General features: G+C 72.0%; 17 protein-coding genes. 7 read left to right on the top strand and 10 right to left on the bottom strand.

Annotated features, from left to right (window positions below; all coding sequences use genetic code 11):
- Positions 1-50: 50 nt before the first annotated feature.
- From DMB66_RS01555 to DMB66_RS01540, 4 genes are all read right to left on the bottom strand, one after another.
- The gene (locus DMB66_RS01555; protein WP_125802166.1) at positions 51-1,199 is read right to left on the bottom strand and encodes a DUF3616 domain-containing protein; all 1,149 of its coding nucleotides are present in this window, start codon (positions 1,197-1,199) and stop codon (positions 51-53) included.
- 95 nt (positions 1,200-1,294) lie between these two features.
- A complete protein-coding gene (locus DMB66_RS01550) occupies positions 1,295-1,921 on the bottom strand; it encodes a hypothetical protein (RefSeq protein WP_125802165.1) in 627 nt (208 codons plus the stop codon).
- A gap of 70 nt (positions 1,922-1,991) precedes the next feature.
- Positions 1,992-2,885: a GNAT family N-acetyltransferase gene (locus DMB66_RS01545; RefSeq protein ID WP_125802164.1), complete on the bottom strand. Its 894-nt coding sequence runs from the start codon at positions 2,883-2,885 to the stop codon at positions 1,992-1,994.
- A gap of 123 nt (positions 2,886-3,008) precedes the next feature.
- Positions 3,009-3,254: a hypothetical protein gene (locus DMB66_RS01540; RefSeq protein ID WP_125802163.1), complete on the bottom strand. Its 246-nt coding sequence runs from the start codon at positions 3,252-3,254 to the stop codon at positions 3,009-3,011.
- A gap of 325 nt (positions 3,255-3,579) precedes the next feature.
- On the opposite strand from DMB66_RS01540, the gene DMB66_RS01535 reads away from it, so the two are divergent.
- The 4 genes from DMB66_RS01535 (at position 3,580) to pepN (ending at position 9,980) form a co-directional block, all read left to right on the top strand.
- The gene (locus DMB66_RS01535) at positions 3,580-4,680 is read left to right on the top strand and encodes a helix-turn-helix transcriptional regulator (protein WP_125802162.1); all 1,101 of its coding nucleotides are present in this window, start codon (positions 3,580-3,582) and stop codon (positions 4,678-4,680) included.
- 64 nt (positions 4,681-4,744) lie between these two features.
- On the top strand, positions 4,745-5,815 hold the full coding sequence (locus DMB66_RS01530; protein ID WP_125802161.1) for a hypothetical protein: 1,071 nt from the start codon (positions 4,745-4,747) through the stop codon (positions 5,813-5,815).
- A 211-nt stretch (positions 5,816-6,026) separates the two neighbouring features.
- Positions 6,027-7,454 carry an amino acid permease gene (locus DMB66_RS01525; protein ID WP_125802160.1) on the top strand — a complete coding sequence of 476 codons (1,428 nt, stop codon included), beginning with the start codon at positions 6,027-6,029 and terminating at the stop codon, positions 7,452-7,454.
- A gap of 81 nt (positions 7,455-7,535) precedes the next feature.
- The gene (gene pepN, locus DMB66_RS01520) at positions 7,536-9,980 is read left to right on the top strand and encodes an aminopeptidase N (RefSeq protein WP_125802159.1); all 2,445 of its coding nucleotides are present in this window, start codon (positions 7,536-7,538) and stop codon (positions 9,978-9,980) included.
- Positions 9,981-10,040: 60 nt separating this feature from the next.
- Here the strand turns inward: pepN and DMB66_RS01515 are convergent, their stop codons facing one another.
- The 4 genes from DMB66_RS01515 to DMB66_RS01500 all read right to left on the bottom strand — a co-directional run bounded on the left by DMB66_RS01515 (position 10,041) and on the right by DMB66_RS01500 (position 16,991).
- Positions 10,041-13,142, bottom strand: a complete 3,102-nt coding sequence (locus tag DMB66_RS01515) for a discoidin domain-containing protein (protein ID WP_125802158.1) — start codon at positions 13,140-13,142, stop codon at positions 10,041-10,043.
- A 468-nt stretch (positions 13,143-13,610) separates the two neighbouring features.
- A complete protein-coding gene (locus tag DMB66_RS01510; protein WP_125802157.1) occupies positions 13,611-14,021 on the bottom strand; it encodes a VOC family protein in 411 nt (136 codons plus the stop codon).
- Between the two features lie 5 nt (positions 14,022-14,026).
- Positions 14,027-14,476, bottom strand: coding sequence for a helix-turn-helix transcriptional regulator (locus DMB66_RS01505; protein WP_125802156.1), 450 nt, complete (start codon positions 14,474-14,476; stop codon positions 14,027-14,029).
- Between the two features lie 214 nt (positions 14,477-14,690).
- Entirely contained in the window at positions 14,691-16,991 is a 2,301-nt protein-coding gene (locus DMB66_RS01500) for a glycoside hydrolase family 9 protein (RefSeq protein ID WP_125802324.1), read from the bottom strand.
- Between the two features lie 189 nt (positions 16,992-17,180).
- Between DMB66_RS01500 and DMB66_RS01495 the strand changes: the two genes are divergently transcribed.
- Positions 17,181-19,721 (top strand): PEP/pyruvate-binding domain-containing protein, encoded by a 2,541-nt coding sequence (locus DMB66_RS01495; RefSeq protein WP_125802155.1) that lies wholly within the window; start codon positions 17,181-17,183, stop codon positions 19,719-19,721.
- 16 nt (positions 19,722-19,737) lie between these two features.
- Here DMB66_RS01495 and DMB66_RS01490 read toward each other — a convergent pair whose 3' ends face one another.
- Positions 19,738-20,673, bottom strand: a complete 936-nt coding sequence (locus DMB66_RS01490) for a LysR family transcriptional regulator (protein ID WP_125802154.1) — start codon at positions 20,671-20,673, stop codon at positions 19,738-19,740.
- A gap of 128 nt (positions 20,674-20,801) precedes the next feature.
- Between DMB66_RS01490 and DMB66_RS01485 the strand changes: the two genes are divergently transcribed.
- Both DMB66_RS01485 and DMB66_RS01480 read left to right on the top strand, forming a co-directional pair.
- The gene (locus DMB66_RS01485) at positions 20,802-22,076 is read left to right on the top strand and encodes an MFS transporter (protein ID WP_233624220.1); all 1,275 of its coding nucleotides are present in this window, start codon (positions 20,802-20,804) and stop codon (positions 22,074-22,076) included.
- A 40-nt stretch (positions 22,077-22,116) separates the two neighbouring features.
- The gene (locus tag DMB66_RS01480; protein WP_233624219.1) at positions 22,117-22,959 is read left to right on the top strand and encodes a rhamnogalacturonan acetylesterase; all 843 of its coding nucleotides are present in this window, start codon (positions 22,117-22,119) and stop codon (positions 22,957-22,959) included.
- Positions 22,960-23,017: 58 nt separating this feature from the next.
- Here the strand turns inward: DMB66_RS01480 and DMB66_RS01475 are convergent, their stop codons facing one another.
- Positions 23,018-26,248, bottom strand: a complete 3,231-nt coding sequence (locus DMB66_RS01475) for a glycoside hydrolase (RefSeq protein WP_125802153.1) — start codon at positions 26,246-26,248, stop codon at positions 23,018-23,020.
- Between the last annotated feature and the right edge of the window lie 117 nt (positions 26,249-26,365).

The raw sequence follows: 26,365 nt of genomic DNA, 5'->3' as shown, positions 1-26,365 counted from the left end.
GGCCATCCGCTCCGGTCGTGGCTCCCGGTGGAGCGGGAGCCACGGCCGGGTCAGGCTCCGGGTGTGACCCCGCCGGCGGCGACCGGTGCGGCCGCGTCCGCCCGAAGGTGATCACCCGCGGGCGGCTTCGGCGGCAGCCGCACCACGTCGGCGAGCACGGCGCCGTCGTCGGTCAGCCGGGCCGTGGCGGGGCTGTCGTAGACGATCATGGCGAGCCCGTCGTGCGGCGGCCCGATCAGGCCCATGCCCTCGGCGTGGTCGTCGCCCTCGCCGTACGTGATCTCCAGCTCGCGGGTCAGCGCCGCGCCGCGCACGACGGCCGGCATCGACACCCGGCCGGCGTCGTGCCACCGGTAGATCCGCACCGGGCCGTCCAGGCTCATGGTCGGGCCGGCCAGCACGAGGATGTCGTCGCCGTCCGGGCAGAGGTCGCGCACCCCCAGGCCGTCGAGGTCCAGGACGTGCTTGCGGTACGGCCGGCCGTCCTCGAAGTCCCGCAGCCGGAGCCGGCCCGGGTCGCCGGGCTCCACGAACGGCCGCAGCTCCAGCACGAAGGCCCAGCCGCGCAGCACCGGGCCGCGCAGGCCGAGATACACCCGCTCGCCGTTGACCGCGATGCCCTCGATGTCCAGGCCGTTGTCCTTGCCGGGAATCGCGAGGAACGGCGCCAGGTGCTCGTCGTCGCGCAGCAACGCCCGCAGCCCGTCCCGCCGGTCGAGTTGCGCGGCCCGGTGGCGCACGCCGTCCACGACGACCTCCCGCACCGGGGTGGGCAGGCCGCCGGTCTCGGTGATCGGCAGGCGCAGCAGGATCTGGCGGTTCTCCTGGCCTTCCACCCGGGCGAGCCGCCGCAGCGCCTTGTCGCCGGCGTGCTGCGGTTTGATCCGTTTGCGCCGCAGGCTGTGCGAGCCGACCGCCCAGAGGAAGTGCCCGGTGCGGGCCAGTCCCTCGATATCGGCTTCCTCGTCGGCGTCCACGCCGGGCAGGTCGACGAATTCGGCCAGCCGGAAGGTCTGCTCGTCGGCGTACTCGGTGGGACTCTCCGGGTCGTCGGCCACCAGGCGCTCCACCGTCGCGGTCTCGTCGCCGGCGATCCAGAGCACCCCGCCGTCGACCCGAACCGCGGACAGATTCGTGTGGGTGGCGGCGGCCCGCGAGAGGTGGCCGAAGCGCAACCGGACGGTGCGTTCCAATGTCATGGCGACCATCGTGGCACTGCCACGCCCGCGACGTGGGAGTTCCGGGCCGGTCTGTTCGCCTGGTGAGGCGGCCCGGAGCTCCCCGCGGACCTCGGTCAGCCGACGCCCTGCACGGCGCCCTTCTCCACGTGGACGCCCGCGCCGAAGTCGACCATGGCGTCCTGGCTCAGCCCGATGCCGTCCCAGAACTGGATCAGCACGGAGATGCCCGAGGGCTGCTCCACCCACAGGGTGCGGCCGTCGGTGTTGTCCGGGGCCTTGACGAGCACCCCCTTGCCGTCGCCGACCTTGACGTTCGTGCCGTCCGGCACGTCCTTCTGGTCCTTGGACTGCAGCATCACGGCGATCTTCCCGACATAGCTGCCGGGATCCCGCAGCGGGTCCCTGGACGGGTCGGCCTTCGGCTGCCCGGTCACGCTGTTCGGCGCGAGGACGATGCTGGACGTGTTGTCGGCCTGCACGAACCAGCCGTCCGGGACCTTGTCCAGGCTGAAGCCCTTCGGCTGCTTGCCGGTGTAGGCGACGAGCTTGGTGGCCGCCGCGGCCAAGGCGGGGCGGTCGGCCGGCTGCCCCTGGCCGGTGGTGTCCTTACCGGCGCCGGAGAACGAGAACGCTGCCACGATCGCCGCGACGGCGAAGGCGGAACCGCCGACGGCCAGCGCGGCCCGGCGCCGGCGCGGGGCCGTACCGGTGGACTTGTCGGACTCGTGGTGCAGATCCATGATGGCGTCACTCCTGGAGGGAACGGCCGTGCTTACCGGATCGGCAGGCACGGGCGATCAAGTCGCACCCTCAAGACGGCTGCCGGCACCCCGAGGTTGCATGCCGTGCGTGGCTCCGGCGACCCAGCCCGGGGAAGGGGAGGTGGAGTGCTCTGCTCAGGACCGCAGTCAGCGGTGTGGTCCAACTGGTCACGCCGCTCCGGGGCAGCGTGGCCGGCGCGGGGGCCGGCATGTTGCGGGTCTTGACGGTGTCGGTGGCCACGTGGCCCGCGTTCCGCTTCTGTTTGTCGCGGACCGTGCTCTTGGCCGCCTTCCCGGCCTCGACGGTCGTCGACGTCTCGCCGAGCAGCTCGATGATCACCGAGCCGAGTTCCCGCTTCGACAGGGCCGGCGGGCGCTCCGCCGCCGCCACCGGCGGCAGATCGAGCCGGGTGGTCACCGAGCCGAGGAACTCGAGGCGGTCGTTCTTCTCCAGGTCGAGCCGCATCAGCTCGTACCGGGAGCCGCCCAGGCCCCAGCTCGTCCGGTTCACCAGGTCATAGCCGAGCCGCTCGTACAGCCGGATGGCGTCCTTGTTGGTGATGTCGACGCCGAGCACGACCTGCTTGTGCCCTCTCGCCCGCAACTCGTCGTGGACCGCCGCCAGCAGTTGGGTGCCGATGCCGCGGCAGCGCAGCGAATCCTTCACCCGGACGTGGTACAGCAGCGGGACGTCCGGGAAGTCGAGCCGCACCCGCCTCTCCTGGGCCGGCTCGCCCCACAGCACCAGCACCGCGCCCACCGGTCTGTTCTTCCGGAAGGCGCCCAGGATCAGCCCCTTACCGGCCTTCTGCAGGGCGAGCTTCCGCCGGAAGTACTTCGCGTGGTTGCTGCCCAGCTCCGCCGACAGCGCCGGAAGGTCCGCGTTCGTGAGGGGACGGAAGTCGACGTCCAATGCCTGGCGCACGGCGGGAACTATAGGCATGGTCGGGCTCCTTACCAAGTAGTGCGGGCTTGACACACCGCAGTCCTCCGGAGGAGGCGGGCCTTCCACCGGAGCAGAGGGTGCGCAGGTGACCGCCGCCGGGCAGCGGTCACCTCGCCATCGTCAGGTGAGCAATCTGCTGGCCGCGACGACTATCGCTGTGAGCGGAACACCGAGCAGAACCGCGGCGGCGAGCGCCAGCCTCGCCCCCGCCAGCATGCGAAGTGCGGCCCGGAGGAGGCCCACCGTCAGGTAGGCGAGCCAGACGAACAGCACCACGACGACGATCGCGGCAGTGCGGTTCTGCCCGGTCGTCGCCGAACCGTTGCTCGCGACGACGTCGATAGCGTGCCATAGTTGGGGTTGCACGAGTCTTTCTCCTGTCTACGGGTCGAGACTTTGTGAATGACACCTCCGGCTTCCACCCGGGGGTGTCTCACTTTCTGGCCTGTCCGGCAGGCCTGGTGTCGGCATTCGCGTGATCCCGGCGGTCCGCGTGGCATGGCTTCCCTCCTGATTTCAGTGGTGCCTGAAGGCTTCCTTCCCATCCGCCTGCCTGGACGGTATTCTTCAGTCATCACTGAAGCCAACTGCACCGAGGCTTTCATTCACGATCCTCACGCTGTACCGGGCCGGGATCGGCGACCAGGCGGATTTCAGTCCTGACTGAAATCCGCCGCGGAGGGCGCAGCCGGTGACGCCGACCGAGGAAGCAGCCCGCGAGCTCGCGCAACGTCTGCGGGCCCTCCGCCGTTCGGGCCTGCCCGGCAGGGTGTTGAGCCAGCGCGAGCTGGGCGTCGCCCTGAACGTCGTCATCTCGCTGATCTCGTCCTGGGAGAACGACAAGAAGCCGGTGACGCCGCCGGATGCCCGGATCCAGCACTACGCCCGGTTCTTCGCCTCACCACGCTCGTACAACGATGGCCATCCCCGGCTCCTCGACGACGAGGAGCTCACCGCGGAGGAGCACGTCCGGCGCCTGGAGCGGGAGGCCGAGCTGCTGGCGCTGGCCGCCTCGGCGCGCGGTCAGCTCGCCAGCACGGTCCCGTCGGGATACACCAACGCCCTGCGGGCCTCGGCCGGTGCCAAGCCCTGGCGGTTCGCGATCGGTGAGGCGATCACCGTCGTCCCCTCCGCACTGCCGGCGGAACGGCTCGCCCTGGTGCCGTCCTCCAGCCGGTTCGACCCGGACTACATCGAGTCCTACCGGTACGCCGACCTCGACTCGGTGATCGAGCTGCAGGGTCATCTGCGCGCGGTCAACCCGGACAGCCTCGTGCAGATCAAGCTGTCGACGGAGCTGCTCGACGACGACCGGACGGGTCACCTGGTCCTGCTGGGCGGTGTGGACTGGAACGACATGACCCGGGAGATCCACGATCACCTGGGCGTCCCGGTGCGGCAGACCGGGCGCCCGACGGACGCCGACCGTGGCGCGTTCGAGGTCATCGACGGCCGGGTCTATGAGCCGACCCTGAATCAGGATGACGAGCTGACCCAGGACGTGGCCCATTTCGTCCGGGCGCGAAATCCGTTCAACCGCGAGCGGACATTGACCATATGCAATGCCCTGTATTCCCTGGGGGTGTACGGGATCATTCGGGCCCTGACCGACGCGAGATTCCGGGACCGCAATGCCCAATACCTCGCCCGCCGATTCGGAAACAGCGAGGTCTTCAGTATCCTGTGTCGTGTCCGCATGATTGCCGGCGCCGTCACGGTGCCGGACTGGACCTGGGCCGCCAGTCGGCTACACGAGTGGCCGGAGGACACAGGTGATCCACGCGCGCCATGAGGACCTGTCCGGTCCCGGTGACGCACTCGTATCCACCGTCCACCATGCCTCGCACGACCAACTGATGACCCCGGTCGACACCGACGCCGGTGGCGCCTCCGTCGACGCGATCATCGTGCCGACGATACGGCCGGTCCACTTCCTCGAGGGCTCGCTGAGGTTGGCGAGGGAGCTCGACTGCCCGGTGCTGGCGCTCTGCAGCGGGGAGGTGCTGCCCGCGGCGGCGGTCGGGCTCGCCGAGCGGATCGGCGCCCGGCTCACCGCGGTCGACTGCCGCGGGGCCGCCGCGCCGGTCCGGTTGCGCGCCGGCGCCGTAGCGAAGGGTGTCACGCCCGGGGGCAGATATGTGGATCTCAGCCTCAAGCGCAACGTGGGCCTGCTCACCGCCTGGATGACCAGGAACTGGCGCCGGGTGCTGTTTCTCGACGACGACCTGCGCGACATCGACGTCGGGGGAGTCCGGGCGGCCGCCGCGCAGCTCGACCGGTACACGGGGATCGGGTTGCGGGTCGAGGGACAGCCGGACAACTCCGTGGTCTGTCACGCGTTCCGGGACACCGGCGGGATCCAGTCGACGTTCGTGGGCGGCGGTGCGCTGCTCGTGCCCACCGACCGGGCGCCGTCGCACTTCCCCGACGTGTACAACGAGGACTGGTTCTTCCTGTTGGAGGGGGAGAAGCTGGGCCGGGTCGGCCGGATGGGCTTCAGCAGGCAGGATTTCTACGACCCGTACGACGACCCGGGCCGCGCGCGGGCCCAGGAGTTCGGCGACTGCCTCGCCGAGGGTGTCTTCGCGCTGCTCGACGACGGCGGCTCGGTCAGCGACGCCGCCCTCGGCTACTGGGACCGCTATCTCGACACGCGGCGGTCACTCATCGAGGGCATCGTGGCGAAGCTCCCGCGCATCACGGAGCAGGCGAAACGGGATCGGATGACGGCGGCGCTGGCGGCCGCGGCGGAGACGCTGGCGGGAATCGAGCCTCGTCACTGCATGGCGTTCCTGGACGCGTGGCGAGCCGACCAGGGCCGCTGGTCCGAGGCGCTGACCGGCCTGCCGGCCGGGCTGACCGTGGGCGAGGCGCTCGCCGGCTTCGCGTTCGCCGACGTCATCCAGACCGCCGGCTACCGGGACTGACCCGCGGCGCTCGCGGCTGGTAGTGACCTGGCCGCCGGCCGTTGGCTTGACTGCGGCTCGCGCGCGGGGTGGGCGGCATGGTCCGGCGGGCGAGCCACGATCAGCCGCTGCGCCTGGATGCCGGCGGAGTGCTCCACATCGACCGGGTCCGCGCCGAATGACATGCACGCTTATGGATGCGATATGGCCGGTGACGTGGTAGACCGAGGCGATGACAGCGACACCGGAGTTCGGCCGCGGATCGGGGATGTTCCGCCGTAAGCCGGTCGAGGACATCGCGGACGAGAGTGCGACCGACCTGACCCGCACGCTCGGTCTGTGGCAACTGACCGCCATCGGCGTCGGCGGCATCATCGGCGCCGGCATCTTCGCGCTGGCCGGCGCGGTGGCCCACGAGACGGCCGGGCCGGCGGTGCTGATCTCCTTCCTGCTCGCCGGGGTCGCCAGCGCCGCCGCCGCGCTGTCGTACGCGGAGTTCGCCGGCATGATCCCGAAGGCGGGGTCGGCCTACACCTACGGCTACGTCGTGCTCGGCGAGATCGTCGGCTGGTTCATCGGCTGGGACCTGCTGCTGGAGTACATCGCGATCGTGGCGGTCGTGGCGATCGGCATCTCGGGATACTTCTCCTTCCTGATGGCCGAGATCGGCGTGGACCTGCCGGCCTGGATGCTGGGCGCGCCGGGCACCGGGGACGGGCACGTGGTGGACCTGTTCGCCGTCCTGCTGTGCCTGCTCATCGCGCTCCTGCTGAACCGCGGGATCCGGGCGGCGGCCCGGGTGGAGACCGGCGTGGTCGTGCTCAAGGTGGCCGTCGTGCTGCTGGTCATCGTGGTCGGCTTCTTCCACGTCAAGTCCGCCAACTACCGGCCCTTCTTCCCGTTCGGCGTCGGCGGGGCGATCACCGGCGCGGCCACGGTCTTCTTCGCCGTCTTCGGCTACGACGCGATGAGTACGGCCGCCGAGGAGTCCCGCGACGCGCGCCGGCACCTGCCCCGGGCCATCATCTACTCGCTGGCCGTGTCCATGGTGCTGTACGTGCTCGCCACCCTGGTGCTCACCGGGATGCAGAACTACCGCGAGATCGACCCGGAGAGCGGCTTCTCCACCGCGTTCGCCTCCGTCGGGCTGTCCGGGCTGGCCGACGTCATCGCGGTCGGCGCGATCATCGGCATCCTCACCGTCATGTTCACCTTCATGCTGGGCGTGACCCGCGTCTGGTACGCGATGAGCCGCGACGGCCTGCTGCCGGCCTGGTTCGCCAAGCTGCACCCGGTGCGCCGGGTGCCCAGCCGGGTGACCTGGATCGCCGGCGTGGCCTCGGCGGTCATCGCCGGCTTCCTGCCCATCCGGGAGGCGGCGGAACTGACCAACATCGGCATCCTGCTGGCCTTCGTCGTGGTGTGCGTGGCGGTGATCGTGCTGCGCTACCGGCGCCCGGAGCTGCCCCGGACGTTCCGGCTGCCCGGGATGCCGGTGATCCCGGCGCTCGGCGTGGTGTTCTCGCTCTGGCTGATCACCTTCCTCGCCCCGGCCACCTGGCTGCGCTTCGCGGTCTGGTTCGTGCTGGGCCTGGCCGTCTACCTGGGCTACAGCCGCCGGCACTCGCTGCTGAACTCCTCGGAGCGGGATACGGAGTAGGCCGCGGCGGCCCCGGTCGGATATTCATGCCGGCGGTGCGGCCGGCTCCTCCTACTATCGGGGAATCCTGGAGGAGGACCATTGCCGACCCGCAGCCTGACCCAGACCGAGGCCGAGACCCGCGCCTCGTTGCTCTCGGTCGACCGTTACGACATCGCCGTCGATCTGACCGACCTACCGACCGGGCCGCACGTGCGGTGCCTGTCCATAGTGACCTTCACCTGCCGCCGGCCGGGCGCCGAGACCTTCATCGACTGCGCGGCCGAGGTCGTCAGCGCCACCCTCAACGACCGGCCGCTCGGCCCCGCCGTCGACGGCCGGATCGTCCTCGACGGGCTCGCCGGTGCCAACGTCCTGCGGGTCGAGAGCGTGCAGGCCGACACCACCGACGGCGAGGGCGTGCACAAGGCCGTCGACCCGGCGGACGGCGAGGTGTACGTCTGGATGTCGTTCGAGCCGGACGAGGCCCGGCACGTGTGGGCCTGCTTCGACCAGCCGGACCTGAAGGCGCCGCACGGGTTCACCGTGACCGCACCGGCCGGCTGGACGGTGACCAGCAACTCCGGCGACGCGCGGGTGCACCCGGCGGGCGCGGCGCGCCGCTGGGCCTTCCCCGACACCCCGCCGCTGTCGCCGTACAACACCGTGATCAACGCCGGCCCGCTGTACGAGGTCCGCCGCGAGGCCGACGGCCGTGACCTGGGCCTGTTCGCCCGCCGGTCGCTGGCCTCGGTGCTCGACCGCGACGCCGCGGAGATCTTCACGCTGACCCTGCAGGGCCTCGACTTCTTCGGCCGGGTCTTCGGGATGCCGTTTCCGCAGCGCCGGTACGACCAGGTCTTCATGCCCGAGTTCGGCGGTGCGATGGAGAACTACGGCTGCGTCACCTGGTCGGACGTCTTCCTGCGCCGGGTCACGCCCACGCCGGCCGAGAAGGAACTGCTGGCCAAGGTGCTGCTGCACGAGATGGCGCACATGTGGTTCGGCAACATCGTCACCATGCGGTGGTGGGACGACCTGTGGCTCAACGAGGCCTTCGCCGAATTCGCCTGCAACTGGGCCGCGGTGAGCGCCACCGCGTACACCGACGCGTGGGCGGGGCACCTCGCGGATGAGAAGCTCCTGGCGTACGTCGCGGATCAGAGCCCGATCTCGCATCCGATCAGCCTGCCGATCCGGGACGTCGCGGAGGCCGCGTCGATCTTCGACGCGATCACCTACCCGAAGGGCGCCTCGGTCCTGCAGCAGCTCATGACCTACGTCGGCGAGGACAACTTCGCCGCCGGGATGACCGCCTACTTCGCCCGGTACGCCTGGGGCAACACCACCCTGCAGGACCTGGTGGATGCCCTCGGCGAGGCCGGCGGGCGCGACCTCAACGCCTGGCGGGAGGGCTGGCTGGAGACCGCCGGAACCGACCGGCTCACGCTGGAGACCGGCGACCGCGGCCTGGTGCTGGTGGCCGAGGGCCCCGACGGCCCGCCGCGACCGCAGGTGGTGGGCGTCGGCGCCTACCGCCGGGCCGGTGACCGCCTGGAGCGTACGGACCTGGCGCTGGTCGAGGTGCGGGGCCCGCGCACCCCGGTGGAGCTGCCGGCCGGCGCCGACTTCCTGCTGGTCAACGACGACGACCTGACGTTCGCGACGACCCGGCCGACGGCCGGTGACACGGCGGGGCTGCTGGCCGCGGCGCCCGCCCTGCCGACCGCCATCTCGCGCGGCGTCGCCGTGGCCACGGTCTGGGACATGCTGATCACGGGCGAGCTCACCGCGAGCATGGCGGTGCACTGCGTGCTGGCGGTGCTGCGGGCCGAGTCGTCGGACGTGGTGATCGAGCCGTATCTGACGATGGCGGGGGACATCGCGCAGCTGTGGTCCCCCGACGCCGAGCGGGCCTCGCTCACCGCCGCGGTGGCTGCCGCCTGCCGCGACCTCGCCGGGCAGCCGGGCCGCCGGCAGGTGGCGCTGCGGGAGCTCGCCCGGGTGGCCGGCGACCTGGACGAGGTGGCCTGGCTGCGGGCCGAGTCCGGCGACGACGTGGACCTGCGGTGGCGGGCGCTGGTGCGCAAGGCCGCGCTGGGCGGCGAGACCGCCGGCGAGGTCGCCGGGCTGCTCGCGCGCGACCCCGACCCGGACGCGAAGCCGCGCGCGCTGACCGTGCGCGCCGCCATCCCCGACGCGGGGGAGAAGGCGGCGGTGTGGCAGGAGCTGGCGGTCGACCGTACGGTGCGGATCGGCTCGTTCGGGCAGATCGCCACGGCGTTCTGGGCACCCGGGCAGGACGAGCTGCTGGCCCCGTACGCCGACAAGTACCTGGAGCTGGTGCCCGGCCTGGACCGGGGCGGAATGATCATGGCGATGACGTTCACCAGACGGCTGTTCCCCCGCTTCGGTGTCGACGAGGCCTTCCTCGACCGGGCGCGGGAGGCGGCCGGGCCGGCCGCCCCCGTGGTCCGCAAGACGCTGCTGGCGAAGGCCGATCTGGTCCGCCGGATGCTGCGCTCCCGCGCGACCGGGGCCCGCTGACCGGCGCTGGTCCGGTGGGCGCTACCGCCCCGGGCACCGCGGTGCCCGGGGCGGTGTGGTTCACCGGGAGGCGACGCGCAGCTCCGCGATCGCCGTCCAGGGCCGGCCGGCCACCTCCGACAGCGCCCGGATCCGCAGGTAGCGGCCGTACCTCGCGTTGAAGCACGCGGTCTGCTCGGCGGGTGAGTCGAGCCAGGTGCCAGTCGTCACGGTGGTCCACATCCAGTTGTCACTGGACGCCAGCACCTCGTACTGGGCGATCCTGCCGGCGGAGGAATCCTGCCGCGGCAGATAGAAGACGCAGCTGAGGGCGGCCTCGTGGCCAACGTCGAGCTTGATCTCGTGCGGCGGCGGGGGAGCGGCACCCGTCGACTGCGTGTGCCAGATGGTGGCCCGGTTGCCGTCGTTCACGTTCGCCGCCGCGCCGTTGAGGGCCGTGGTCTCCTCGCTGTCGGCTCCCCGAACCCGCACCGCCGAGCGTGGCACCCGCGGTGCGACGGCGACGTTGAGCTCGGCCACCGACGTCCAGGCCCGTCCGGCCACCTCCGACAGCGCCCGCAGCCGCAGGTACCGCCCGGTCTTCGCCGGGAAGGTGACCGCCTGCTCGGTCGTGGTGCTGGCCCACCGTCCGGTGGCGACCGGGGCGCCCCACGTGACGCCGTCCAGCGAGACGTACACCTCGTACCGGGCGATCCGGCCGTTGGTCGACTCCTGCCGGGGCACGTAGTACAGGCCCGTCACGTCGTAGTTGCCGTCGAAACGCAGCCGGATCTCGTGCGGCGGCCGCGGATCGGCGGTCCGCCACCGGGTGTGCCAGACCGTGGCCTTGTTGCCGTCGAGCACGTTGGCGCCGACCTGGCCGGTCTCCTGGCTGTCGACACCCGCCACGGTCATCTGCGCCTGGCGCAGCCGCTGCCGGACGAAGGTCGCCGTGTAGGTCCGCGCCGCTGTGGGAGCGGCGATGACATGCGTCTGCGCGCCGCCGTCGGACCAGCCGGCGAAGACGTACGGGGTCCGGCCGTAGATCTGCGGGGTGATGCCGCTGACCGTGTTGTCCGAGCCGTGGATGACCGTACGGGTGAACGGCGTGGTCTGGACGGTGCTGCCGACCGCCACCTGGAGCCCGGACGGGTTGCTGGCGAACGTCAGGTCGACGGTGCGCGGATCGATGCGCCGGGTGCTCGTCGTCGACAGCCCGCCCTCGTCGGTGGCGGTCAGCACCAGCTCCAGATACGACGGGTACTCGTGGTCCGGCGCCGGGAACGACGCCCCGGCCACCCCGTTCCACTCCTGCACGGTGTGGACGTGACAACTCGCCACCGCGTAGCAGTGGTACTGCAGCAGCCGCCACCGCAGCTTGGCCGCGGGCAGCGCGCCGTCCTCGGCGTCGGTGGCATGCCCGGCGAAGGTGAGCGTCTGCCCGACCGTGAACGTGGTGCCGCTCGCCGGGCTGTCGATGACCGCCTCCGGCGGGGTGTTGCCGGCCTGGATCGCGACGGTCTGGGTGTCGGCCACGTCGAGGCTGTCCCGCACCCGCAACCGCGCCGTGTACGGCCCGCCTGGCGGGTAGGTGTAGGTCGCCGTCGGGGTCCGGGCGTCCACCGTGCCGTCGTCGGTGAAGTCCCACTCGTATTTCAGCAGCCCGGCGTCGGCCGGGTCCGGGTCGGTGGAGGAGCTCGCGTCGAACGAGACGGTCAGCGGGGCGGCGCCGGTGGTCGGTGCCGCGACGAGGACCGCGTTCGGCGGCTGGTTGCCGGCGAAGTAGCGCACCCTTCGGACGGTGCCGCCGGCATCGACGTAGTACAGCTCCCCGCCGGGACCGATCGCCAGGTCGACCGGGTTCGCCGCACCGGCGGCGAAGGTGATGCGGTTCGCCGCGACGGGCACGCCGCCGGGCGCGGCCGGCTGCATCGCCCAGATGCAGTCGCGGGTGTAGTCGGCGAAGAACACCGCTCCCCGGTACGCGGCCGGATAGTCGCCGCCCGAGTTCGGGTAGAACGCCATGCCGGACACGCTGGAACCCCCGGTCGGGCAGGTCTCGCCGGCGACCACCTTGCCCGAGTGCGGGTACGTGTAGTGCGGCGCGGTCTGCCCGCCGGCGGTGTAGAGGCTCTCGCACAGGCTGAGGTTGGCGCCGTCGTAGCCGCCCTGCCGGCCGGTGCCCTCGAAGCACGGCCAGCCGAAGTTGGCGACCGCGGCGGTCGGGCTGGTCAGGCGGTTGACCTCCTCCCAGGTGTTCCAGCCGACGTCGCCGATCCACACCTCGCTGGTGCCGGGCCGCATCGCGAACCGGTACGGGTTGCGCAGGCCCTGCGCGACGATCCGCCGGGTGTTCGGGTCCGCCGACGCGGCGGCCGGGTTGCCGGCCGCGGCCGCGCCGGTCAGCGGGTCGAGCCGCAGGATCGCGCCGTCGAGCCCGGCCGGGTCGCCCGTGGAGCGGACGTCCTGGGAGCGCAGCGCCCCGCCCTGCGCGGTGGGCGGCGTCATCGTGCCGCCGGGCGGGTCGGCGCACGGGTTGGCCGGCGACCCGAGCTGGCCGTAGTCGACGACGCCGTAGCTGGCGCCGTCGCCGGCGCTGACGTAGAGCATGCGGTCCGCGCCGAAGTGCAGGTCGCCGATCGAATGCGAGGGGAACTGCTGACACCAGTCGTGCAGCAGCACCTGCTCGGTGCCGCTCATGACGTCGCCCGTCGCCAGCAGCCGGGACAGCCGGCCGGTGACGATGCACCGGCCGCCGTTGGCGCCGCCGACGGCGCTGCAGTTGTCGTTCCACACCGGCGCGGTCTGACCCGGTGGCGCGTCGTAGGTGTAGAGCACATAGACATATGGCTGGGTCGGGAAGTCGGGATGCAGCGCGAGCCCGAGCAGTCCGCGATCATTCTGGTTGTGCACATTCGCCGACAAATCGGCGAAAAGCGTGGGTGTCGGATCGGCGATCGAGTCGAACACCTTGATCCGGCCCGCCTTCTCCGCCACGAAGACCCGGCCGTCGGCGGCGAACTCGATGTTCATCGGCTGATTGAGCCCGGTCAGGACGGTCTGTTCCCGAAATCCGGCGGGTAATACGGCCGCCGCCGCGGATGCCGCCGAATTGATCACCGCCAGCATGGTCGCTACCAGGACGGCCACGGCGACCGAGGCAGTTCGGCGCTGAAAGGACATGGTCGGCCTCCCCCGTCAAGGCGATGTCACAGGCGCGAATGACACCATGTCCTGAATGGATTCGGGGAATGGTTCACGATCGGTTCCGCCAACCGTTTCTTCCGACTCTTCAGCCCAAACGGGAAAGGGGGGCGGCAGGTCGGCGGGCCGGTCCGGGGTGTGACCGTTAACAGTTGTCTATGCCTGATGATCGAATGATCTGAATGGGCGGCGCGTGCCGATGAGATCCTTTTTGCGGCGCCATTCCCGGATCGACCATGTGCCGTTTCGGGGTAGGGCGGCGCGCGACACAAGTGTCCTTTATGGTCGGCGCGGGCCGGTGGATCGTGCTCCGGCTTGGCGCCGGCCTTTCCGCGGCGACCGGTCCGGTCTCGGCGGCTCACCCAGAGGTGGTCGAACCGCGCCGGCGCTGAACAGCCGATGCCGCCCGCCCGACGTGCGGCGCGGGCGGCGGGAGTGCCGGGTGGTTCAGGGCAGCTGTTGGATGCGGATCAGGTTGCCCGCGGGGTCGCGGAAGGCGCAGTCGCGGACCCCGTACGGCTGGTCGGTCGGCTCCTGGACGACGTCGGCGTCGCCGGCCTGGAGCCGCTCGAAGGTGCCGTCGAGGTCCTTGGTGGCCAGGTTGATGCCGGCGTACGTGCCCTTGGCCATCATCTCGGTGATGGTGCGGCGCTCGTCGTCGGTGATGCCCGGGTCGGCGGCCGGTGGGTGCAGCACGATGGAGGTGTGGGGCTGGCCGGCGGGGCCGACGGTGATCCAGCGCATCCCCTGGTAGCCGACGTCGCCGCGGACCTCGAAGCCGAGGGTGTCGCGGTAGAAGGCCAGGGCGGCGTCCGGGTCGTCGTGTGGCAGGTAGCTCGAGTGAATGATGACGTCCATGGCGATCAGGCTAGTTGCGGCTCGGCGGCCGGTGCTTCTCGATTCCTGATCGGTCGGGTCACCTTCTGCGCCACGCACGGGAGCATCCCCGCCGTCGCGAGCGCCGCCTGGCGGCGGTAGACGCTGGGTGGCACGCCGACCAGCTCGGTGAAGCGGGTGCTGAACGTGCCCAGCGACGAGCAGCCGACCGTGAAACAGACATCGGTGACGCTGAGGTCGCCGCGGCGCAACAGGGCCATCGCACGCTCGATGCGGCGCGTCATCAGGTAGCCGTACGGCGATTCGCCGTACGCGAGGCGGAACTCGCGGCTGAGGTGGCCGGCCGACATGTGCGCGCCGCGGGCCAGGGCCTCGACGTCCAGCGGCTGGGCGTGCTCCCGGTCGATCCGGTCGCGGACCCGGCGCAGGCGGGCGAGCTCCCGGAAGCGCTCCGCCTCAGTGGATCTGCTGGTCACCTACCGAATCCTGCCACGCCGCGCCGGAGGTGCCCAGCCCCGGCGAGGCTGTCGCCTTCAGCCGTCTTCTGGCGGCCGTCATGCTCGGGCGAAACCGTCGCCGCCTGCCAGGAGGTGCCGGTGGCCCGGAAGGTCCAGCAGGAACGGCGTGACCACCGGTCTGCCCGACCACTCCGCCTCGCGGACGTGCTGACCGGATCGGAACAACGAACACTCAGCCCGTCGTGCACGGGGAGCCGTTGAGGGCGAAGGCCGCGGGCCTGGGGTTCGACCCGGTGTGGGTGCCGTTCATGCCGAAGGTCACCGACGCGCCCGGCGCCACCGCGGCGTTCCACCCGAGGTTGGTGACGGTCACCTGCGCCCCGGCCTGGGTGGCGGCGGCCGACCAGGCCTGGGTGATCCGCTGCCCGGCGGTGTAGGCGTAGGTCAGCGACCAGCCGTTGAGGGCCGCCGTGCCGGTGTTGGTCACGGTGACGGTGGCCGTGAAGCCGTCGCCCCAGTCGTTGGTGCCGTAGGCGACCCGGCACGGCCCGCCCGGCCCGGTGCTCGGCGTGACCGACGGCGTGACCGAAGCGGACGGCGACACCGAGGCCGACGGGGACGCCGGGACCGACGGCGACGGTGACGGCCCGCTGCCCGGCTCGTCGCCCCACACCCGGGTGGTGCCCTCGTAGAGCGGGATGCCCGGGTTCGCGCCGGCCGCCGCCCGGTACGACGGGTCGTCGGCCGGGTCCCAGGTGCCGCCCTCGACCACACCGATCTTGAGCTGCACCTCCATCCGGTGCGCCGACTGCCCGGCCGGTGCGATGGGATAGCCGGAGCAGTCGACCTCGACGTACCAGAGGTCGCCGGCATACTGCCGGGCGGCCGTCGGCCCGGGGCACCCCTGGGTGTACGGCGTGCTCACGGTCAGCGCCGCGTCCCCGTCGCGGGTGAAGTAGTAGCGGAACCTCGCCGCGGTCAGGGCGCGCGCCGGGAACGCCGACTTGTTGTAGACGATCACCTTGACGCCGGTCGCGCGGGCCTCGTTCTGCATGACCGTGCTCTCCACCGACAGTTCCGCCAGGTCGGGCTGCTCGGCCTGGGGGAAGTTCGCCGCCGGCACGCCGCCGTACTCGCCGTAGAGCCGGGCCGCCGCCGAGGTGAAGCCGGCGTTGTAGTCGGTGGCGACCTCGTTCATCACGTAGTCGCCGCGGCTGTCGGTGTACGCGTCGTCGGGCGCCGAGGGCCCGCCGACGAGGGCGCCGTACAGGACGTGCCGGGTCTGCTCGGGCACCTGCTGGCTGTCCCACCAGGAGCCGTGCGCGGTGCGGTGGTGCGGGTTCTTCGGCGAGTTGCTCCCGAATCCGATCACGTAGCTGGACCGGCGCGGGTTGTCGCCCAGCGCATAGTTGATCTGCTTGACCGCGAAGTCGTGGTAGCGGGTCTTGCGGGCCGCGTCGTCGAGGTGGTCGCTGTGCACGAGCGCGACGAAGGCGGTGTTGGCCGCGTACCGCAGCGCGCCCCAGGTGTCCACGACGACCATGCCGCCGGGGGAGGTGCGGACCTTCTCGCCGTTGACCCCGACGGTGAACCAGTCGAGCCAGCGGTTGGCGTCGTCGCGGTACTTCTGCTCGCCGGTCAGCTGGGCCAGCAGCACGTAGGTCCCGTACTGCTTGTTGTCCCAGGAGATCGTCCACTTGTACATCTTGGTGCTGGTCTGGTTCTCGTTGCCCTGCGCGTCGTACCCGGCCTCGGCCTTGGCCAGATAGCCGGCGTCGCCGGTGGCGCGGTGCAGCCAGATCGCGCCCCACACCAGCTCGTCGGCGTAGCCGCTCCAGGACCGGTAGAACGAGGTCGCGTCGGTGATGCACTCGTGGTAGTTCCGCCGGACCGTGTCGGCGAAGGTGTAGAGCTGCTTGGCGTGGGTGAGCAGCGTGTCCGCGTATCCCGGGTCGGTCGCCCGGAAGACCATCGAGCTGGCGGCCATCGCGGCCGCCGTCTCCGCCGCCAGCTCGGTGCCACCACAGCTGGCATCGATCCGGTACGCGGGCCGCGCCATCGGCAGCACCTCGGCGGGCCCCCACCACTTGTGGTCGGCGTCGCCGTTGCCGACCTGCCCGTAGAGCACGTTCGGGGCGGGGTGGGCCTTGATGAAGTAGTCGTTGGGCACCCGCAGGTTGTTCAGCAGGTGGGTGAGCTGGCCGGCGGCCGCGTAGGCGGCGCGGTTCTCCACGGCTCCCCAGGCGAGCATGGTCGTGCTGAACGCCATCGGCAGCCCGAACTTGACGTGGTCGCCGGCGTCGAACCAGCCGCCGGTCAGGTCGAGGCCGGCGTCGGCGCCGTCGCGCAGCGCCGAGTCGCCGCGCCAGGACACCCGGTTCCAGGCCGGCTTGCGGCCGGCGACCTGGGCCTCGTAGAAGAACAGCGATTTCTGCAGCGCCTCGCCGTAGCTGTAGGCGGGAGCCGCGGCGGCCCCGGAGGGAGCGGCGAGGGCGAAGCCGACGGCGCCGAGCAGCAGGACGACCAGGGACATCAGCAGGTAACGGCGTGAGGTGGACAACGGTGGCTCCTGTCCCGGGCGCTGGGAGCGCTCCCAATATCGCTGTCCCTCGATTTAACAGGCTGATGACGAACCTGTGAAGGGCCGGTTTCGCATTGCAGTCGCATTGCCAACCGCGTACGGTGGATCCGTTGCGGTCGGATGGCGAAGACGGGGGCCCCGATGTCTGTGATCGCGCTGTCCGAGGTCCACGCCGGTCTGCACGCGCTGGTGGGCGGCAAGGCGGCCGGCCTGGGCGAGCTGATCCGCCACGGCGAGCGGGTGCCGCCCGGCTTCTGCGTCACCACCGAGGCGCACCGCCTCGGCGTCGTCCCGGCGGCGGAGATCGTCGCCGCCTACGACAAGCTCGGGGCCGGCCCGGTGGCGGTGCGGTCCAGCGCCACCGCCGAGGACCTGCCGGACGCGAGCTTCGCCGGGCAGCACGACACCGTCCTGCGGGTCACCGGCGCCGATGACCTGCTCGCCGCGGTCGCCACCTGCTGGGCGTCGCTGCACAGCGCGCGGGCGGTCGCCTATCGCGAGGCACACGGCATCTCCTCCGACGCGGTGCTGATGGGGGTCGTCGTGCAGCGGATGGTCGACGCCGAGGTGTCCGGGGTGCTGTTCACCGCGAATCCGCTGACCGGCAGCCGGGCCGAGATGATGGTCGACGCGGCGCCGGGCCTCGGCACCGCCGTGGTCGACGGCGCCACCGAGGTGGATCACTACGTGCTCGGCGAGACGCCGCCGGTCGCCGCCGGGTGCGTGCCCCCGGAGCTGCTGGCCCGGCTGCGGACCGTGGGGGAGCGGCTCCAGGACCGCGCCGGCGGCCCGCAGGACGTGGAGTGGGCGGTCGACGGCTCGGGCACGCTGTGGCTGCTGCAGTCGCGGCCGATCACCACGCTGTTCCCGGCGCCGCCGCCGGCCGCCGGGCCCGGGCCCGGGCCCCGGGTGTACGTCGAGTTCGGGCACGTGCAGGGCATGCTGCAGCCGGTGACGCCGATGGGCCTGTCCACCCTCAAGGCGCAGATCGCGGGGATGCTGGCGGCGCTCGGCATCCGGGCCGAGATCGTCGACATCGGCGGGCGCCTCTACGGCGACCTCACCGAGCAGGCGCGTCACCCGGCCGCCCGCAAGCGGCTGATCAAGGCGATGGCGGTCGACTTCGGCCCCCGCGCCCAGGCGGCCATGGCGCACGTGCTGGCAGATCCGCGGTTCGCCCCGCGGAAGGGTGCCGCCCCCGGTGCGGCCGTGCCGTCGCTGGGCACGGCCGTCCGCGCGGTGACCGGGATCGTCCGCAGCCTGGCCCGTCCCGAGGCGGCGCGGGCGCGGGTGGGCCGGGCCGTCGACCGGATGCGGCTCGCCGCGGCTCCGCCCGTCGACCCGCGCACGGCCGCGGACCGGATGCGGTTCCTGCGGGCGCCGGGCACGGCGGCCGGCGCCGACGACATCACCTGGCCGATCGTGGCCGGCATGCTCGCCGCCGCCCTGCCGCAGCAACTGCTCAAGGGCATCGCCACCGCCGACGAGATCCACGCCGTCCTGGCCGGGATGCCGCACAACGTCACCATCGAGATGGACCTGGCGCTCTGGCGGCTCGCGAGCGGCGCCGGGGAGCACCGCGACCTGCTGCTCGGCACGCCGCCGAACGAGCTCGCCGCCCGCTACCGGGCCGGCGCGCTGCCGGAGTTCGGCCTGGCGGCCTTCCTCGACGCCTACGGCCACCGCGGCGTCGCCGAGGTCGACCTCGGCGTGCCGCGCTGGGCCGAGGACCCGGCGCCGGTCTTCGCCATGATCGCCAACTACCTGCGGGTCACCGACCCCGAGCAGGCCCCCGACCGGCGTTTCGCCCGGGCCGCCGCGACGGCCGAGGCCGCCCTGGCCGACCTGACCGCGCGGGCCCGCCGCCGCCGGCCGGTGCGCGGCCGGCTCGCCGGGTTCCTGCTGCGCCGCGCCCGGTCCCTGGCCGGCCTGCGCGAGACCGGCAAGTTCGCCGGCCTGTATCCGCTCCAGGAGATGCGCCGGCAACTGCTGCTCCTCGGCGCCGACCTCACCGCCGCCGGGCGCCTCGACGAGCCGGGCGACATCATGTTCGTGACCCTCGACGAGGCGGACACCGACGCCGACCTGCGGGACATCGTCGCCGCCCGGCGGCTCGTGCACCGGCGGGAGTCGCGCCGCCGCACGGTGCCGGTCGCCCTGCTGTCGGACGGCACCGACGTCGAGGCCCTGCTCACCGCGCCGCCCGGCGCCGACGACGCGTTGCGTGGTGTCGGTGCGTCGCCGGGCCGGGTGACCGGGCCGCTGCATACTGGGCTGGCCGGGGCTGGTGGTGCGTTGCGTGGTGTGGGTGCGTCGCCGGGCCGGGTGGCCGGGCCGTTGCTCACTGGGCTGGCCGGGGCTGGTGGCGCGTTGCGTGGTGTGGGTGCGTCGCCGGGCCGGGTGACCGGGCCGGCCCGGGTTGTCCGGGACCCGGGCACCGCCTACCTCGAACCGGGCGACATCCTGGTGGCGGCGACCACGGACCCCGGCTGGACGCCGCTGTTCCTCACCGCCGCCGCGCTGGTGACCGAGACCGGCGCCATCATGGCCCACGGGCCCACGGTGGCCCGCGAGTACGGCCTGCCCGCGGTGATCTGCGTGCCCGGCGCCACCGACAAGATCACGACGGGGCAGCTCATCACCGTGGACGGCGCCGCCGGGACGGTGACCCTGGAGCCCTGACGCCCCGGACCGGTGACTACGGCTGCGCCCACTTCGGCAGCCAGACCTGCTCCCCGGGTGGGTCCGCCCGCCGGGAGCCGAGGAAGTCGCGAAGGCCGCCGAGCCCGGGGTGCGGGTTGTCGTCGCGCCAGATCAGCGACATCGGGTAGATCGGTGCCGGGTCGCGCACCGGTATGCGCCGCAGGTCGTAGCTGTCCGGCCAGAGGTATCGCGAGCGTTCGCCGACCAGCGTCGCCAGCTCCGCGGAGTCGGCGATCTCGGCCATCAGCGCCTCGTTGCCGAACACCGGCCCGACCAGGTCGATGGTGAGGCCGAACGCGGCGGCGAGGTCGTCGTAGTAGGCGGACCATTCGGTGCCGGCGGCCATGCCGGGCATCCAGATGCGGTGCTCGGCGAGCTGGGCGGGCGTGACGGCGCGGGCGCCGGCGAGCGCGTGGCGTGGCCCGACGAGGATCTCGTGGTGCTCGTCGATCACGCGGGCGGTCCTGATCGCGCCGGGCAGCCGGCGCGCGGGAACGGTGACGGCGTGGAAGGTGGCGTCGACCGTCCCCGCCTCGACGGCGGCGGTCGCGGCGTGGAAGTCGGCGTCGAGGGTCACGACGTCCAGCTCGATCCGCGGCTGCGTACGGTGGAAATCCTGCAACAGCACGGCCGGCGCGATCCGTCGACTGTGGACGTCGACGCGCAGGGCGCGCCGGCCGGGGCGCACGGAAGCGTCGGCGCGCGCTGCCACCCGGAGCAGCTCCCGGGCGTGCGGCAGGAACGCCTGGCCGTCGATCGTGAGCCGGGCGCCGCGGGCCGTGCGGGTGAACAGCCGCACCTCCAGGTCCTTCTCCAGCGCGGCGATGCGCTTGGAGACGGCCTGCTGGGTGATCGACAGCGCGGCCGCGGCGTCCTGGAACTGGCCGGCATCCGCGGCGGCGACGAAGGTACGGACGGCGTCGAGATCCATGGGTCAGACCCTACGCACACAACGGCCGGTTGTGACTCGCCGTCGGTTTGGTTGTTTGATCCGTGGTGGCAGCGCCTGCTTTGCTCTCCGCGGTCAACGACGGGTTGTGCGATGCGGGAGGTGAGGGCTTGGCGGCGAGACGATCCCTGGGCCGGCGGTTCGGCTGGCTGTGGGCGGCGTACGCGGTCAGCGCCTATGGCTCCGGGCTGGGGTTCGGCGCCCTGCCGCTGATCGCCGTGCTGGTGCTGGGTGCCAGCCCGGCTCAGGTGTCCGCGTTGTCGGCGGTGGGGCCGGCCGTGGGTGCGCTGATCGCCTTGCCGCTGGGGCCGTGGGTGGAGTTCCACCGCAAGCGCCCGGTGATGATCGCGATGGACCTGGCCCGGTTCGCGGTCCTGCTGACGGTCCCCGTCGCGTACGCCCTGGGCCGGCTCGGTTTCGCGCAGTTGCTGGCCGTCTCGGCCGTGGTCGCCACCGCCAAGATCGCCTTCGGCGCGGCCGCCGGCGCCTACCTCAAGGCCCTCGTCCGGCCGGCGGACCTGCTCGTGGCCAACGCGCGGTTCGAGTCGACGACGTGGAGCTCCATCGCGGTAGGGCCGCCGCTGGGCGGGGCGGCGGTCGGCCTGTTCGGGCCGGTCGCCACCATCGTGGCCGACGCGCTCAGCTATCTGCTCTCCGCGCTGGGCATCGCGGCGATTCGCGGCCGTGAGGAGCACCCGCGGCGCACCGGCGAGCGCCGGGTCCGGGCCGGCGAGCTGCTCGACGGCTGGCGGCACCTGCTGAGCCATCCCGGCCTGCGGGCGCTCTACCTCAACCAGCTGCTCGTCGCCGGACTGATCATGGCCACCGAGCCGCTGCTGGCCGTGCTGCTGCTCGGCGAGCTCGGCTTCCCGCCCTGGCAGTACGGCCTCGCCTTCGCGGCGCCCTGCCTCGGCGGGTTCATCGGCTCCCGGCTGGCACCCCGGGTCGTGGCCCGGTACGGCCGGCACCGCATCCTCCGCACCGTCGGCACACTGCGCGCGATCTGGCTGATCGGCCTCGCCTTCGTGCAGCCCGGCGCCGCCGGCCTGGCGACCGTGATCGCGGTGGAACTCGCGATCATCATCAGCATGAGCCTGTACAACCCGGTGCTCGCGACCTATCGACTGGAACACACCCCCGGCGACCGCATCGCCCGCACCCTGTCGGCCTGGTCGATCAGCAGCAGCGCGGCCATCGCCGTCCTCAGCGCGCTGGGCGGGCTGCTCGCCGAGGCCACCAGCCCGCGCACGGCCCTCACGGTCGCGGGACTGCTCATCCTCACCAGCCCGCTGCTGCTACCGAGCCGCCGAGCCGAGCCGCCGACGCAGCCGCTGCCCGCCGCCGCCGACGCCACCACCGACGCCGCCGGCACAGATCTCAGGTAAGCGCTTGCCTGGATCGATGATTGTTGATTTGATGGCGGCCATGACGCTTGATCGCAGGTTGCTGCTGCGCGCCGCCCTCGGTGGCGCCGTCGCGGGTGGGTTGGGGTTCGCCGGGCCGGCCGCGGCGGGCGGTGACGACCGCTCCGCGCGACGACGGACGATCTATGTGGCCGGTGACTCGACGGCGGCGACGTACGCCGTGGCGGACGTCCCCCGGGCCGGCTGGGGGCAGGCGCTGCCGGCCTTCCTGCGGCCCGAGATCCGCGTGGTCAACGAGGCGCTCTCCGGGGCCAGCTCGAAGAGCTTCGCCGACCTGGGCCGGCTCGACCGCATCCTCGCCGCGATCCGCCCCGGCGACCTGCTGCTGGTCTCCTTCGGCCACAACGACGAGAAGGTCGCGGACCCGGCCCGCTACACCGAGCCCTGGACGACGTTCCAGGAATACCTGCGGCTCTATCTGGACGGAGCGCGGGCCCGGCGGGCCCGGCCGGTGCTGGTGACGCCGGTCGAGCGGCGACGGTTCACCGCCGACGGCACGCCGTACCTGTCGCACGGCGAATATCCGGACGCGATGCGCGCGCTGGCCGCGGACACCGGCACGCCGCTGATCGACCTCACCGCGTCGTCGTTCGCGTTGTGGGGCGCGCTCGGGGCGGCGGCGACCAAGAGCCACTTCCTCTGGCTCGACGCCGGCGAGTCGCCGAACTATCCCGCCGGGGTGGCCGACAACACCCACTTCCAGGCGCACGGGGCGATCGAGGTGGCCCGGCTCGTGGTGTCGGCGGGCCGGATGCTGCCGGGCCGGGACGGGCGGGCCCTGTGCGACCCGACCATCCCGGACGACGTCCTGGTCTGGCCGGCGACCCGGCCGGCGGAGAGCTGACCGGACAGAACAGCGGCACCGCACCCTGGAGCTGGTGCGGTGCCGCCTTCTGTCTGGGTTACTTGGTCAGGGCGACCCGGTAGGTGCGCTTCTGCGTACCGTCCTCACTGGTGATCGTGATGGTCGCCGTGCGGTTGCGTGCGGTCGGCTGAGTCACCACGACCGTGGCGTACGGGTCGGTGGCCACCGCCGCGACCACCGGCAGCTTTCCGCGGACCCGCACCGAGTACGACGTGCGGCTCGGGATGAATCCGGGAATCGGCACGCCGGAGAGCGTGATGCCCTCGGCGTTCGCGTCCGACGACGTGCTCGGGCCCGCGGTGTAGACCTCGATCTCGCTGGCCGTCATGTGCTGGCTCGGCGGGGCGGTGAGGACCACCCGGACCGCGTTCGTGGTGGCCGGCGACGTGGCCGACACCGCCGGGGCGGTAGCCGTGCCGGCCGGGACCGACACCGGGCTACCGGCGTCGGACCAGGCACCCTGTGCGTCGCGGGCCTGGATCTGCACGGTCTGTGCCCAGCTGCTGTCCGGGCCGTCCTTGTAGAAGTACGTGACGACTCGGGTGACAGCCTGCTGCTCGCCGAGCTCCACTGTGAGCGTGTCGCCGGTGTTCTTGGTGCCGGGCACCCAGTTCGACCAGGCCTTGTCGATCAGGATGCCGTTGCGCAGACCGGCGGCGGAGTAGCCGGACTCGGTGAAGGTCGCGGTGACCTCGGTGGTCGGCGCCTTCTGCTCGCCCCGCGGGGTCACCTGCACCCGGACGGTCGCCGGGAGGGTGCGACCGTCGCCGGCGTCGGCGCGCCCGGCGACGGTGACGACACCGAGCTTGTCGAACGCTCCGGCGGCGGGCACGTTCCACGTGACCGGACGCTGGGTGGTCACGCCGCGCTTGCCCACCGCGGTGACGGTGGCCGGCAGCTTCGCCTGACCGCCCACGAAGGTCTTGGCGCGGCCCGGCTTGGTGTAGACCAGGGTGTCCACCTCGACCGTGGCCTTGGCGGGGTGGGTGACGCCGAGCGTGTCGGTGGCGGTGCCGAGCACGGGCACGCTGCCCGGCCGCTTCCAGGCCGACGCGGCCGGGAGCTTCCAGACGACCGGCAGGGCTCCCCGCGCACCGTCGCGGCGGGTCGGTACGACGGTCGTCGGCATCGTCGGTACGACACCGGGCACGGTGAACACCGCGGTGGGCTGGATGCCCAGCACCGACTCGTCGATGATCTCCCAGCGCTGGTTGAAGCCCGAGTTCGGCAGCCAGGTGGAGACGCTCGAACCGTCCTGGGTGGCCTGGCCGCCGACCTCCACGACGCGCTTGGTGGCGACGTTGAGCAGCGTGTACGTCCCGTCACCGGTGGTCGACATGATCCACTGAGCGTTGCTGGCTGGGGTCTTGACGGTGGGCACCAGGGTCAGCGCTCCGTCGACGACGGCGAGCTGGCTGGTGCCCGTGGCGGTGCTGACGGCGTACCGGGACTGGTTGCTGGTGGCGGTGGTCAGCGGGGTGAAGCTCCACAGCTGCGCGGCGGCGCTGGGGTCCTCGGTACGGAGCACGGTGCCGGTGCCGGCGGCGTTCGGGGTGAGCGACTTGCCGCTCTGCACGCCCTTCAACCGGTAGACGTGGCCGCTCTGCACGAGGGCGGCGCCGGGCGCGACCCCCGAGACGCCGGTGACCAGCAACGACGTCACGGACTCGGCCGGGACCAGCACCGACGCGGCGCCGTTGCGGACGGCGATCGGGGCGCCCTTCTTCAGCGCTCCGCTCACGTCGGTGAAGACCGGCGTCACGGTGGCGTTCTTGGCGATCGTGCCGAAGGCCGAGAGGTCGAGCCGCACCGTGCGCGCCAGCTTGGTGTCGTTGATGTGCACGACGGTGGCCCGCTTGCCGGCGGAGACGGCGGCGGTGCTGGAGGTGTCGCCGACCTTGATGAGCCGGTCGCCGGGGCGGATGTAGTGGGTGAAGTTACGCACCGTGTTGAACTTGGTGTTGGTGTAGATCGGGCAGGTCTTCAGCGTGTCCGTGGCCTTGCAGTCGAACGGGAGCTGGATGCTGCCCCAGTTGCCACCCGTGGGGAACTCGCCGCCGGGCTTCATGTTGTTGTAGTCCTCGACCGGCTGCCAGAAGGCCCAGGCCGTCGGCTCCAGCTCGCGCAGGTCGTCGACCATCTGCCGGGCCATGCCCAGGCCGGGCGTCATGCTGGTGAAGCTCTGCCCGCCGCCCGGCCCGCCGCCCCAGCCGCCCTCGACCTCGCTCTGCCAGAGCGGCTTCTGCTCGCCCTTGGCGATGTCGCGGACGGTGGTGCGCTGGCCGGTGCCGTACGTGTGCACGTTGAGCTGAGAGACCAGGGCGCGGACACTCTCGGGGTAGGCGTTCCAGTTCTTCTCGAACGTGCCGGGGTTGGTCTCGTCCATGGCCGAGACCTTGGTGTGGCTGCCCAGCGCGGTCAGCTTCGCCGCGAGCGCCTGGATCACCTGCTGCTGCAGGGCGGGGCCGGCGTGCGCGCCCTCCTGCCCACCGCCGACCGGGTTGCCGTCGGCGCCCAGCCGGGTGCCCCAGTAGTTCGTGTTCGGCTCGTTGAGCGGGTCGGTCGTCTTGATCTTGATGCCGTGTGCCTTCTCCAGCTCCTGGTTGACCCGGGTCAGGTAGGCGGCGAAGTCGTTCACCGTGCTGCTGCGGATCTGGTCCTGGCTGGAGTCGAGGCCGCCGGAGACGTAGCCGCTGTTGGTCTGGAAGTACGGCGGCGAGTTGCTGAACGTCTCCCAGTGGGTGATGTCCTTCTTGATCCGGTCGACCCACCAGCGCTGGGTCTTGTCGGCGTCGAGGTTCCAGTGCGCCGGGTCGGCCGGGTTCCACCAGTCGACGTTCGTCCGGGTGGTGCCCGCGGGGGCCTTCCACCAGCCCTGGACGGCGCCGCCGGGACGCAGGTAGTCGGGCACGTCGGGGGCGTTGCCGCCGCCGATGTTGTAGCGGGCGATGTTGAGGTTCAGCCCCTGCTTGCCGAAGACCAGGTCGGCGAGCTTGTTGCGGACCTCGGCGGGGTAGCCGCCGGTGGCGTTGGCGAACCAGACCAGGCTGGTGCCCCAGCCCTCGAACTCCTGGCCCTGGTACGACGGGTCGGGGCGCACGGTCACCGTCGGGACGGCTCCGGGAGCGGCCGCGATGGGTACGGCCGAGCTGGGCGCGGCCGCCTGGGGTGCCGCGGTCCGGGCGCTGCCCGGTGCCGGCAGGCCCAGCGTGAGCGCGGTCGCGGTGAAAGTGGCCGCCAGACTCCGGGCGGTGAGTCGTCTTCTCATCGTGGAGGGTTCTCCTTGGCTACGCGGGCCTGTTTCGGGACTGTGACATGCGACCCGGAGCGGCAATGTTTACGCAAACATGCGGGATGGTGTGGTGATGCTCTCAGTCGTCCCAGG

Source organism: Actinoplanes sp. ATCC 53533 (genome assembly GCF_003947245.1).
This window is presented reverse-complemented; position numbering and strand designations above follow the sequence as displayed.